We start from the raw sequence: 10,782 nt of genomic DNA on the forward strand, positions 1-10,782 counted from the left end.
GGGACGGCCACGCTCAGCACCGCCCATCCGACAGGAGGAGAACAACCGCGATGGAACACGATCTGGTGGTCTTCGTGCCGGGCATTCTCGGCAGCCGCCTCACCCGCGACGGAAAGGACGTGTGGCACCAGTCGAAACAGGCCGCGCTGCAACTCGTACGACCCGCCAGGGCGGTGGCCGGTTTCGCATTTCCGCCCGGCATCGGGGACAACGAGCCGGAGGCGCCGTGGGCGGTGGCCGCCGACGAACTGCTGAAGGCGCCCGACGCGATGCCCGGCCTCCTCGCGCAGTTCGGCTACCCCGATGTCCGGGCGATGCTCGGCCGGGCCCCCGACCACCATCCGGGGGGCGGTCTGCGCCCGGAGCAGTACCTGGCCTTCACCTACGACTGGCGGCTGTCCAACCGGCTCACCGCGCGCCGCCTCAAGGCCGGGGTGGAGCGGGCCCTCGCGTGGTGGCGGGAGCGCGCCCCCGACCACTATCCGCGGGCACATGAGGACGCGCCCAAGGTCGTCCTCATGTGCCACTCCATGGGCGGCCTGATCGCCCGCCACTATCTGGAGTGCCTGGGCGGCCGGGACATCGCCCGCTCGCTGGTCACCATCGGCACCCCGCACCGGGGAGCCGCGAAGGCGATCCGCTTCCTCACCGGGAACGGCATCGGCCCGGGGGAGGACCAGGGGCTGCCGCAGCGCAAGGCGCTGCGCTGGGCCGCACGCGTGAACCCCGCCCTCGCCGGCATCGCCCGCTCCTTCCCGTCCGTGGCCCAGCTGCTGCCCGTGTACAACGCGGCGCTGACGGACGGCGCGGCGGGATGGCGCCCGCTGACCGCGACCCCGGTGCCCGATCTGCCGACGGAGCTGGTACGTGACGCGTTCGCCTTCCACCAGGAGTTCACCGACGCGTGGGAACGCAACCGGGCGACGGGCGCCCCGTCCCCGTACAAGGTGCACTGTCTCGGCGGCCGGGCCCATCCGACGGTGCACGGTGTGGTCGTCGGGGCGGACGGCACGCTGGAGTTCCCGACCTGGCTGGACAACTCCCGGGAGTGGACCGGCGACGGCACCGTGCCGGAGGAGTCGGCGTTCGCGAAGTGGGCACTGGACGAGCTCTCCGACGCGGTGTGGAGCGGCGAGCGCCACGCCACCATGGCGGGGGCGGAGTCCGTGGGCCACCAGCTCGTGGCCATCCGCCGCGGCAGGCAGGCGCGCGACACACTCGCGGGTGACGACGAGTTCGGCCTGGTGGCCCCGGACTTCGCGGTGGCGGGCGAGCCGTTCGAGATCACGGTCCCCGGTATGGGCGACGCCGGGCGTACGGTACGGGCCCGCCTGACGCGCGACGGGCAGCCGGCCGGGGACCCCGTCACCCTGACCCCGGACGGCACGGGCGACCTCACCGTAGGCCTGACCGCCCCCGCGGGCACCTGGATCCTGGAGGTGGCGGCGGACCGGCCGCGGGTGGTGTGCCGGGACCTCGTGACCGTCGTGGCGGAGGCGTAGCGCGGCGGCGGCGCGGCGCGTTCACCGCACGTTCTCGCAGGTCAGCGGCGCTGTCCGGGCCCGGTGGTAGCCTCGCCGCATGGACTCGCACGATCTCGCCAACCTGGCGCATCTGCGGCGGGCGCGGGATCTGATCGACCGGGAATACGCCCGTCCGCTCGACGTACCGACGATGGCCCGCCACGCGCTGATGTCGCCGGCGCACTTCTCGCGGCGGTTCCGGGCGGCCTACGGCGAGACCCCTTACAGCTACCTCATGACCCGCCGGGTCGAGCGGGCGATGGCGCTGCTGCGGGCGGGTGCCACGGTGACCGGGGCATGCATGGCGGTCGGCTGTACCTCGCTCGGCTCGTTCAGTTCGCGCTTCACCGAACTGGTGGGGGAGACCCCGAGCGCCTACCGCGGCCGGGAGCATCACGCGGTGACGGCGATGCCCCCGTGTGTGGCGAAGGCGTGCACACGGCCGGCCAGGAACACACCGAGCAGGATTCGAGAAGCGGGCGGCGAGGCCGCCGCCTAGCGTGGGTGCCATGACCATCGCACTCCAGTACTGCCACATCACCGTCAACGATCCCGACGAGGCGCTCGGCTTCTACCGCGACGCACTCGGCCTTGAGGTGCGCAACGACGTCGCCTCCGGCGGATTCCGCTGGGTCACGCTCGGCAGCCCGGTCCAGCCCGGCCTTGAGATCGTGATCTCGGAACCTCACGCCGGCCGGTCCCAGGCCGACGGCGACGCCTTGCAGGAACTGCTCACCAAGGGTGTCCTGCCCATGACCGTCTTCCGCGCCGACGATCTCGACGCGACGTTCGAGAACGTGCGCGCCTCCGGTGCCGAGGTGCTCCAGGAGCCCATGGACCAGCCCTGGGGCCCCCGCGACTGCGCGTTCCGCGACCCCTCGGGCAACATGGTGCGGATCTCGCAGGCGCCGAAGGGGTAGGGCGGCGGAAACGCTGTACGGCGTCGACGCCGGAGAGGGCTTCCCCGGACCGCGCGGGGAAGCCCTCTGTGCCGTGCCGCCCCACCCCGCGCGCGGAGCGGCACCCCGCCCGGCTTCCGGGCGGCCGAAGCCAGCATCTCCCCCTGAATCCGGTGCAACCATCCGTGTCCCTCGCGGGTCACATCAAGTAGGAGCAACCCGCTCTCAGGGACACAAAGGGGAGATATGAGAATCAAGCGCAACATCGCGGTCGCCGGAGCGTTAACGGCACTGGCTCTGGGCACCACGACCGCGGTCGCCACGACCGCCTCCGCCGCACCCAACGTCACACCACAGGGGGTCTGCGGCAGCGCGTACAAGACCGTCAACTCGGCGCCCATCGGCTCACTGGGCACCGTCTACCTCACGTACAACTCGTCGAACGGCAAGAACTGCGTCGCGACCATCCGCGCCAACCCGGGCAAGGCCACGTACGTGTCCGCGTACCTCTACGTCCCGGACACCGACGAGTGGGCCGGGGACGACGGCAACTACACGTCGTACGCGGGGCCGGTGTACGCCTACGGCAAGGGCCACTGCGTGAGCTGGGGCGGCAGCATCAACAACGTGTACGTCTCGGTGGAGAACTCCAACTGCGCCTCCCTGAAGGAGCACCGGGTCACCGAGGTCCGCTGATCCGGTCCCTCACCCGGCTGCGAGATCCCGCGCCGCGGATGGCGCGGGATCTCGCAGTGGGCACCCTGACGAACCGATATCCCGTACCTCATCCACATCTCTTGTTCTACCGGACTATCACCCGGAGAAGTTCCACACCGATCTGCATGAGGTGTTGTACATCGACACGGTGATAGACGTACCGTCCGCTTCTCTCCGAGGTCAGCAGCCCGGCGGAGCGGAGTTGCGCGAGATGCCGGGAGACCTGTGGGCGCGTCATATTCGTGCGACGGGCCAGATCCGAGGTCGTGATCGCCTCGTTGACCATGTGACGGCACAGGTTCAGGCGCGCCGGGTCGGAAAGGACCGTCAGCCGTCGGCGTACCTCGTCGATGGACGGGGGCTGGCCACGCCAGGCCACCGGATAATTCACCACCACCGGGAATCCCGGTTCGCCCCGGACGATGAGGTGCGGGCGGCCGTGAATGCTCGGGACGAGGAAAATATGGTTCCCGCGGAGCGGGACGGTCAGGTTCTGCAGCTTGTCGAAGCGCACCCCTCTGCCGTCCTGCACCGGCCGCGCCGCCGGGCTCACCGAGGAGATCAGCTCCGCGAGCGGCAGCCCGTGCAAACGGGAACGCGTCTGGTCGGCCTCGTCCCGCAGCCGGGCCTGAATACGCTCCCATTCCTTCGCGAAGAACTCCTCCACGGAGTCCTCCAGCGTCCGGACGAGAATTCCGCGGAATGCCTCCGGATCGTCGGTCAACGACCGTGCCAGCTCGCCGCGGGAGAACGAGCGCGCCTCGCACGCCGCGATGAATTCGTCCGGCCGCGTGACCGCTCCCCTGGGATCGAAGGACCCGCCTTGGATCGCGTAGGCGGCGGCCTCGACAAATGCCTGCTCGGGGAGGTGCGCGACGCGGTCGATCTCCGTCTCCACCGCCACGTCGAGCGGAGGACTGAGCGGCAGCAGGAGACGGCAGCGGCGACGTGCCCAGAGCGGCGCGAACCGCGTCAGCCGGTGCCGCAGTTCCCGCGGCAGCGACGCGTCGGTCTTCATCAGCCACGACTGGGAGTCGAGGTGGTGGTCGGGTTCGGCCAGCGAGTGCAGGCAGGCCTGGAGCTCGGAGATCGGTGACGTTCCGATCGTCACGTCCGAGCTCTTCGCGCCCCTGAGGTCGAGCAGCACTGGCATCCGACGACTGTAGTCAACAGTTGTCGTCCTCGCGGTAACGATCGCGCTCACCACGGCGAACGCGACCTACAGTCCCGGCTCATCGGTGAACACAACGACGCGAGGAGCGGACGTGGTCGAGAGCCCGGGCAGGGACGACGGCTGGCAGGCGGTCCCGGAGCCAGGATCCGGATGGCGCCGGGTGGTCCAGGTGCCGATGCGCGATGGAGCCGCACTTGCCGCGGATGTCTACGCGGCCGGGCCGGACCCGGGCCCGCGGCCGGTACTGCTGGAGCGCACGCCCTACGGCCGGCGCACGGCACGCGGCTCGGACGGCGCCTTCGAATCCTGGAACCCGCCCCCGCCGGAGGCGGTGTGCCGGCGCTTCGTCGAACGCGGCTACCACGTGGTCCGGCAGGACTGCCGCGGCCGTGGTGACTCCGGCGGCACGTTCGTCAAGTACCTCAACGAGGCCGAGGACGGATACGACACCGTCGAGTGGATCGCGGCGCAACCGTGGTGCGACGGGCGGGTGGCCACGATGGGGGTCTCCTACGCGGCCCACGCGCAGAGCGCGCTCGCCTCGCTGGGCACGCCGTCCCTCTCGGCGATGTTCCTCGACTCCGGCGGCTTCGCCAGCGCCTACGAGACCGGGGTCCGGCTGGGCGGGGCCTTCGAGCTCAAGCAGGCGACGTGGGCCTTCGCCAGGGCCAGGACCAGCGCGGCGACACTGGGCGACCCGGTGCGGGGAGCCGCGCTGGCGAGCGAGTCGATCGAGGAGTGGTTCCGGCATCTGCCCTGGCGGCGGGGGCACTCGCCGCTGCGGCACGCGCCCGAGTACGAGGACTACCTGTTCGAGCAGTGGGAGCACGGCCGGTTCGGGCCGTACTGGCAGCAGCTCGGCATCTACGGCCGGGGGCGTTTCGACCAGTTCCCCGATGTGCCGAGCCTGCACATCTCCAGCTGGTACGACCCGTACATCCGGACCGCGGTCGAGAACTTCCACGAACTCGGCGCCCGCAAGACCAGCCCGGCGTATCTGGTCCTCGGACCGTGGACCCACGGCCGGCGCAGTGTCTCCTACGCGGGGGACGTCGATTTCGGCCCCGAGGCGCCCCTGGACGGCAACCTGGCGGCGGACTACGCCGAGTTCAGGGCGGACTGGTTCGACGCGCGGCTGTCCTCCGCGCCGCCGCGGGACCCGGCGGTCCGCTACTTCCGGATGGGCGGCGGATCGGGCAGGCGCACCGCCGAGGGGCGGCTCGACCACGGCGGACGCTGGCTGGCCGGCTCCACCTGGCCGCCGGAGCACGCGCACACCGCGGAGTTCCGTCTCACCGCCGACGGGGGGCTCACCACGGAGCCCGGGGGGCTCACCCCGGAGCCGGGGGCGCTCGCCGGGTACCTGGAGTACGACCACGATCCCCGCGACCCGGTCCCGACGATCGGCGGGCAGGTGACGTCCGGCGAGCCCGTGATGGCGGGCGGGGCCTTCGACCAGCGACCCGACGACCGGACCTACTCCCTGACGGGGTCGCGGCTGCCGCTCGCCTCCCGGCCCGACGTCCTCACCTTCCAGACCGCTCCGCTGGAACGGGACGTCGTCGTGGCGGGCCCCGTCGTCGCCCGGCTCACGGTCTCCTCGACCGCCGTCGACACCGACTTCACGGTCAAGCTGATCGACGTACACCCGCCGAGCGCCGACTACCCGGCCGGCTTCGCCATGAACCTGACCGACGGCATCCTGCGCTGCCGGTACCGGGACTCGTTCGAGTCGCCGTCGCCGCTGGAACCGGGACGCCTCTACGACGTGACGGTCCACGCCCCCGACACGGCCAACCTCTTCGCCCGCGGCCACCGGATCCGGGTCGACATCAGCTCCAGCAACTTCCCCCGCTTCGACGTCAACTCCGGCACCGGCGCCCCCGAGACCACCGACCGGCGCCGGGTCGTCGCCACGAACCGGGTGTACGTCGACGGACGCTCCACAGTCACCCTGCACGTGCTCACGGAGGAGCCGGCGTGAACGACCGTACGGAAATCACCCTCGCCGCCGTCGGTGACCTCGTCCTCGACGACGACGTCCTGACCCCCCGCCTCGAAGCGACCGCACCCCGGCTCCTCGACACCCTGCGCGGCGCCGACGCCACCATCGGGAACTTCGAGACGACCGCGATCGACTTCGACCGCTTCGACGGGTGGCCGGAGGCCGAGCCCGGGGGATCGTGGCTGGTCACCTCGGTCCGCAGCGGTGCCGATCTGCGCGCCATGGGCATCGACATGGTGTCGCGGGCCAACAACCACGCCACCGACTGGGGGGTGGCCGGGCTGCGCTCCACCAGCGCCGTCCTCGACGCGGCCGGACTCGTCCACGCCGGCGCCGGCGCATCGCTCACCGCCGCACGGGCCCCGCGCTACCTCTCCACCCGCCGGGGGCGGGTCGCGCTGGTCTCGGCGGCCACCCGCTACCAGGCCATGTCGCTCGCCAGCGACCCGTTCGGGATGGTGCCGGGCCGCCCCGGCATCAACGGCCTGCGCACGAGGAAGTGGTTCGCCGTCCACCCCGACGAGCTCCGGGCCATGGCCGCGATCCGCGACGGCCTTCCGCCCGCCTCCCTCCACCACCTGGCGCGCAAGGCCGACGCGCGGGACGGCTCCGTGACCCTCGGCGGGACCGCGTTCGTCTCCACCGACCGCACCGGAGGCCGGGCCGGACCGCACTGGCAGGTCGAGGACGAGGACATCGCCGCGCTGCGCACCGGTGTGCGACAGGCCAAGCAGAGCGCCGACCTCGCCGTGGTCGCCCTCCACACCCACGAGCCCGGCAACTACAGCACCGAGCCGCCGCCCTTCCTGCACGATCTCGCGCACGCCGCCGTCGACGAGGGCGCCGATGTCGTCCTCGGCCACGGCCCGCACCAGCTCCGGGGCATCGAGGTGTACCGGAACCGGCCGATCTTCTACTCGCTCGGGAACTTCGTCTTCCTGCAGAACCGCCAGTTCCCGCTGACGCGCGAGGCCTGGCGGCGCACCGGCCTGGACCCCTCCCGGCACACACCGGGCGAGATGCTCGAACAGAAACGGATCAAGGGACCCTTCGCCGGTCCGGTCTGGTACGAGAGCGTCGCCGTCACCCTCGCCTTCACCCGGGACGGTGTGCTCGACATCGCCCTTCTCCCCCTGACGCTCACCTTCGACACACCGCACCACTCCGACCGGGGAACACCGCGGGTCGCGGACGCCGCCGCCGGGGCCCGTATCCTCGGCCGACTCCGCGGGCTGTCGCGGGCGTACGGTACCGAAATCCTCCTCGACCAGGGTCAAGGCACCCTCCGCATCGATCTGTGAGCGCGACCCTCCGGTAAAGGAACCAGAAAAATGATCACCACGCCCGATCCCACGCACACCTCGGAAGGGCTCACGCGCTTCCTGGACAGAATCGAACGAGTGGGCAACAAGCTGCCCCACCCGTTCTGGCTGTTCTCGATCCTGTTCGGGGTCGTCGCCGTCGCCAGCGCGATCCTGGCCGCGGCCGGCGTCTCGGTCCTGGACCCCGCGACCGGCGATCCGTCCCCCGTCAGGAACGCGCTGTCGGTCGACGCGATCCGTGAGCTGATCCTCGGCGCCGAGGAGTCCTTCCTGACCTTCGGCCCGCTGGGCACCATGATGATCATCATGCTCGGCCTCGCCGTCGCCGACCGCTCCGGCATGCTGGAGTCGCTGGCCCGGCACGCCCTGGGCCGGGTGAGCCCCGGGTACGCCGTGTTCACGGTCTGCCTGGCCGGCGCGCTGTCGAAATTCCTCTCCTACAGCGCCTACGTCATCCTCATACCGCTGGCGGCGATGGTCTTCAAGGCGGTCGGCCGATCCCCCATGCTGGGCATGATCGTGGGCTTCCTGTCGATCAACGCCGCCGGGGACGCCAACCCGTTCATCGCGCCCGGCGATGTCATCTTCGCCAAGATCGCCACCGAGGCGGCGGGGATCGTCGACCCGGACACGGTCGTCCGGCCCACCGACAACACCTACTTCACCACCGTCTCCGCGGTCGTCCTCGCGATCGTGCTCACCGTGGTCACGGAGAAGATCCTCGCCAGGCGTGAGCACGAACTCGTCCCGGACAGCGACGCCGCCGGCCCGACCACCGGAGCCCGGACCGGTGCCGTTCCCGAGGAGACCGAACTCCGCGCGCTGCGGTCGACCGGCGTTGTCGCCGTGCTCTTCCTGGGGCTGCTGGTCGTCGGGATGATCCCGGCCGGCTCCCCGCTCCGCGGCGAGCACGGCGCCATCCTCGACTCCACCCTGTTCAACAGCATCGCCCTCGTGCTGAGCCTGTTCTTCCTGGTCGTCGGAGCCACCTACGCGTACCGGACCGGCCGGCTCACCCACTCGTCCGATCTGCCGAACTTCATGGCGGACGGCATCAAGTCGGTCGCGCCGCTCCTCGTGCTCTTCTTCGCGGTCTCGCAGTTCCTGGCCCTGTTCCAGTGGACCTCCATCAGCACCGTCGTCGCGGTACGGGGAGCGGAGGTCCTGCGGGGGCTGGACGCCCCGGTCTTCGTCGTCCTCATGCTGCTCATCGCGGGCATCGCCGTGCTGAACCTGCTCATCACCAGCGGAACCGCGCTGTGGGCACTGCTGGCGCCCGTGATCATCCCCATGACCATGCTCATCGGCGCCTCTCCGGCGACGGTGATGGCGGTCTACCGGATCGCGGACTCCTGTACCAACTCCATCACCCCGATGAGCGCGACCTTCGTGCTCACCGTCGGCTACCTCCAGACGTACCGGAAGAAGGCGGGCATCGGCACCCTGGTGTCGTTCACGCTTCCGGCCGCGCTGGCGATGATGGTCGCCTGGACCGCGCTGTTCGCGCTCTGGTACGCCCTGGGGCTGCCGCTGGGTCCCGGCGCGCCGGTCCACTGACCCGGGCAGGGGCCCCGGCGGCCGTCGCGGGAGAGCGCGCCACGGGGGTTCCGGATTAATTTTCCGCAGTGTTGACGAAAATCCGCGGGCCTTCGCATGCTGTACGGAATGCCACCCCGGGACGGCTCTCCGGCCGCGCACCGGCGTCCTGGACGACGGAGAGGGACGTGACTGATGATCAGTTCCGAGAACGGACCGCACGTCGGCCGGCGGTCCTTGCTGGCCGGTGCCGCCGGATCCCTCGCGGTGACGGCGGCACTGCCCGCGGCCACCGCGCGGGCCGACGGACCCGCGCGGCCCGCCGTCCCGCGGGCCGCGCAGGGCGGGCGGTACCCGGAGAACTGGCCCGCTCCCGCGCCGTACGGCCGCGCGGACGCCCGGCCGGAGTTGTGGCCGCGGGAGGACAACTCCTTCGTCCTCCCGCTCGAACCGCGCCCCCGGGACAGGGCGCGTGGCCAGGTCTGGATGCGGGACACCTACGTCAACTGCTTCGTCGTCGACGGCCGTCCGCTGTACGTGGCCACCGGTACCACCCGGGTACCCGGGCTCGAAGCGGCCGGCCCGTGGAACGACGGCATCTTCGTGTGGGTGTCCCGGTCCCTGCGCGGGCCGTGGAAGCTGGCCGACACGACCGGCATCCGGCCCCGCGCGGAGAAGGGCAAGGTGTGGTCGCCCGAGTTCGTGGGCGAGAACCGGCCGGGCCGCACGGTGGTCGCCCCCTGGCAGGAGTACTGGTACGACGAGCAGTTCGGCAAGCGCGGCCAGGCATGGGCGCCGGAGCTGCACTACTTCCGCGGCACGTGGTACATGGTCGCGTGCATGGGTGACCACTCCCGGAAGGTCGGCTCGTTCATGCTGGTGAGCGAGGGCGGGGTGGAGGGCCCGTACCGGCTCGTCGAGGGCAACCTCGACAAGCCGTTCGGCGATCCCGTCACCGGAGGCCCGGCGTTCATCGAGCCCGGCGCCTACCACCACATCGACGGCAGTTTCTACTCCGAGGGCGACGACGCCTGGCTCGTACTCCACAACGACCTGTACGCGAAGTTCCGGGACGACCTGGAGGACATCGTCACCACGACGAACCTCCCCAGGTTCCGGCAGACGCCGTACTCTCCCGAGCCGTATCTCGAAGGCGCGTACGTCTTCAAGCACGGCGGCAAGTACTACCTCCTGCACGCCGCGTGGGACCGGACCTCGATCGATCCCGACGGCAGCCCGAGACACGCCTACGTCCCGCCCGGCAGCGGCCGGACGCAGTACCAGTACGACGCGGTCGTCGCCGTCGCGGACCGCTTCGAGGGACCGTACTCCGAGCGGTGGACCGCGGGGGTCGGCGCGGGCCACAACAACTTCTTCGTGGACAGCGCCGGGCAGCTCTGGGGGACCTTCTTCCGTAACCCCAACTTCGGCTACTGGTCCGACCCGTCGCGTCTCGCGGACGCCGCGGTGCCCGGTGTCGTACGGCTGGAATGGACCGGACCGAAGGGCCACCGCCTGTACGTGCAGCGGCCCGGTGCTCCTCGGGGGTGACACCGAGCGGTACCCCGTCGAGGAGGGGCGGCCGCGCCGGCGGAGAACTCGTGCC

9 protein-coding genes are annotated in these 10,782 nt (G+C 71.0%); 8 read left to right on the forward strand and 1 reads right to left on the reverse strand.

What is annotated here, in order from left to right; all coding sequences use genetic code 11:
* Positions 1-50: 50 nt before the first annotated feature.
* From ACFTZC_RS35260 to ACFTZC_RS35275, 4 genes are all read left to right on the forward strand, one after another.
* Entirely contained in the window at positions 51-1,502 is a 1,452-nt protein-coding gene (locus ACFTZC_RS35260) for a hypothetical protein (protein WP_382896976.1), read from the forward strand.
* A gap of 79 nt (positions 1,503-1,581) precedes the next feature.
* Positions 1,582-2,022: a helix-turn-helix transcriptional regulator gene (locus ACFTZC_RS35265; RefSeq protein ID WP_382896978.1), complete on the forward strand. Its 441-nt coding sequence runs from the start codon at positions 1,582-1,584 to the stop codon at positions 2,020-2,022.
* Positions 2,023-2,032: 10 nt separating this feature from the next.
* Positions 2,033-2,443 (forward strand): VOC family protein, encoded by a 411-nt coding sequence (locus tag ACFTZC_RS35270; protein ID WP_382896981.1) that lies wholly within the window; start codon positions 2,033-2,035, stop codon positions 2,441-2,443.
* Positions 2,444-2,668: 225 nt separating this feature from the next.
* The gene (locus ACFTZC_RS35275) at positions 2,669-3,118 is read left to right on the forward strand and encodes a spore-associated protein (RefSeq protein ID WP_382896984.1); all 450 of its coding nucleotides are present in this window, start codon (positions 2,669-2,671) and stop codon (positions 3,116-3,118) included.
* A gap of 106 nt (positions 3,119-3,224) precedes the next feature.
* Here the strand turns inward: ACFTZC_RS35275 and ACFTZC_RS35280 are convergent, their stop codons facing one another.
* Positions 3,225-4,346, reverse strand: a complete 1,122-nt coding sequence (locus ACFTZC_RS35280) for a DUF5937 family protein (RefSeq protein WP_382896985.1) — start codon at positions 4,344-4,346, stop codon at positions 3,225-3,227.
* A gap of 58 nt (positions 4,347-4,404) precedes the next feature.
* Here ACFTZC_RS35280 and ACFTZC_RS35285 point away from each other — a divergent pair, with 58 nt between their 5' ends.
* The 4 genes from ACFTZC_RS35285 to ACFTZC_RS35300 all read left to right on the forward strand — a co-directional run bounded on the left by ACFTZC_RS35285 (position 4,405) and on the right by ACFTZC_RS35300 (position 10,727).
* Positions 4,405-6,297, forward strand: coding sequence for a CocE/NonD family hydrolase (locus ACFTZC_RS35285; protein ID WP_382896988.1), 1,893 nt, complete (start codon positions 4,405-4,407; stop codon positions 6,295-6,297).
* Positions 6,294-7,619, forward strand: coding sequence for a CapA family protein (locus ACFTZC_RS35290; RefSeq protein ID WP_382896990.1), 1,326 nt, complete (start codon positions 6,294-6,296; stop codon positions 7,617-7,619). The genes ACFTZC_RS35285 and ACFTZC_RS35290 overlap by 4 nt, the downstream gene beginning before the upstream one ends.
* A gap of 30 nt (positions 7,620-7,649) precedes the next feature.
* Positions 7,650-9,197, forward strand: coding sequence for an AbgT family transporter (locus tag ACFTZC_RS35295; RefSeq protein WP_382896993.1), 1,548 nt, complete (start codon positions 7,650-7,652; stop codon positions 9,195-9,197).
* Positions 9,198-9,371: 174 nt separating this feature from the next.
* Complete coding sequence (locus tag ACFTZC_RS35300; protein WP_382896995.1) at positions 9,372-10,727, forward strand: family 43 glycosylhydrolase; 1,356 nt, start codon at positions 9,372-9,374, stop codon at positions 10,725-10,727.
* Positions 10,728-10,782: the final 55 nt, after the last annotated feature.

This window comes from Streptomyces sp. NPDC056987 (assembly GCF_042673865.1).
Classification (GTDB): domain Bacteria; phylum Actinomycetota; class Actinomycetes; order Streptomycetales; family Streptomycetaceae; genus Streptomyces.

Bases quoted from the DNA above. Each gene is read 5' to 3' on its own strand.
- ACFTZC_RS35260 (WP_382896976.1), top strand. From the start codon at position 51: ATGGAACACGATCTGGTGGTCTTCGTGCCGGGCATTCTCGGCAGCCGC.
- ACFTZC_RS35265 (WP_382896978.1), top strand. From the start codon at position 1,582: ATGGACTCGCACGATCTCGCCAACCTGGCGCATCTGCGGCGGGCGCGG.
- ACFTZC_RS35270 (WP_382896981.1), top strand. From the start codon at position 2,033: ATGACCATCGCACTCCAGTACTGCCACATCACCGTCAACGATCCCGAC.
- ACFTZC_RS35275 (WP_382896984.1), top strand. From the start codon at position 2,669: ATGAGAATCAAGCGCAACATCGCGGTCGCCGGAGCGTTAACGGCACTG.
- ACFTZC_RS35295 (WP_382896993.1), top strand. From the start codon at position 7,650: ATGATCACCACGCCCGATCCCACGCACACCTCGGAAGGGCTCACGCGC.
- ACFTZC_RS35300 (WP_382896995.1), top strand. From the start codon at position 9,372: ATGATCAGTTCCGAGAACGGACCGCACGTCGGCCGGCGGTCCTTGCTG.